This window comes from Streptomyces sp. NPDC085946 (assembly GCF_044540485.1).
GTDB lineage: Bacteria > Actinomycetota > Actinomycetes > Streptomycetales > Streptomycetaceae > Streptomyces.
Window position 1 is genome coordinate 1 of record NZ_JBITSF010000076.1, and the last position, 1,041, is coordinate 1,041.

Consider the following 1,041-nt stretch of genomic DNA (forward strand, 5'->3'; position numbering starts at 1 on the left):
CGGCCGGGACGTGGTGCTGGAGGCGGTGGGGGCGTTGCGGGACGAGGGCCGGCCGGCCGCGGCGCGGCTGGCGGCGGCGCTGACGCCGGAGGTGGATGCCGTGCTGGCCCGGCATCCGCTGCGTGAGCTGGTCACCAGCAGTGAGCCGCTGCCGCTGCTGGTGGAGCGGGAACGGGCGCTGTACGGCTCGTGGTACGAGTTCTTCCCGCGCTCGGAGGGCACCGCGCAGCAGCCGCACGGCACGTTCCGCACCGCGGCGCGGCGGCTGCCGGCGATCGCCGCGATGGGCTTCGACGTCGTCTACCTGCCGCCCGTCCACCCCATCGGCACCACCTTCCGCAAGGGGAAGAACAACACCCTCACCCCCGGCCCGGACGACGTCGGCGTGCCCTGGGCGATCGGCTCCCCCGAGGGCGGCCACGACGCGGTGCACCCGCGGCTGGGCACCCTGGAGGACTTCACCTGGTTCGTGGCCGAGGCCGCCCGGCACGGCCTGGAGGTCGCGCTGGACTTCGCCCTGCAGTGCTCCCCGGACCACCCCTGGGTGCACAAGCACCCCGAGTGGTTCCACCACCGGCCCGACGGCACCATCGCCTACGCCGAGAACCCGCCCAAGAAGTACCAGGACATCTACCCCATCGCCTTCGACGCGGACATGGACGGCCTGGTCGCCGAGACCTGCCGGGTGCTGCGGCACTGGATGGACTGCGGGGTGCGGATCTTCCGGGTGGACAACCCGCACACCAAGCCGGTGGTGTTCTGGGAGCGGGTCATCGCGGACATCAACCGCACCGACCCCGACGTGATCTTCCTGGCCGAGGCCTTCACCCGCCCGGCGATGATGCACACCCTGGCCCAGATCGGCTTCCAGCAGTCCTACACCTACTTCACCTGGCGCAACACCAAGGACGAGCTGACCGAGTACCTCACCGAGCTGTCGGGCGAGGCCGCGAGCTACATGCGGCCCAACTTCTTCCCCAACACCCCCGACATCCTGCACGCCTACCTCCAGCACGGCGGCCGGCCCGCCTTCGAGGTCCG

Annotated in this window: 1 protein-coding gene; it reads left to right on the forward strand. The window is 71.5% G+C overall.

Annotated features, from left to right (window positions below; genetic code table 11):
- Window positions 1–1,041: maltotransferase domain-containing protein (locus ACIF8T_RS40520; protein ID WP_400042504.1), on the forward strand; the 1,041-nt coding region annotated here is incomplete at both ends.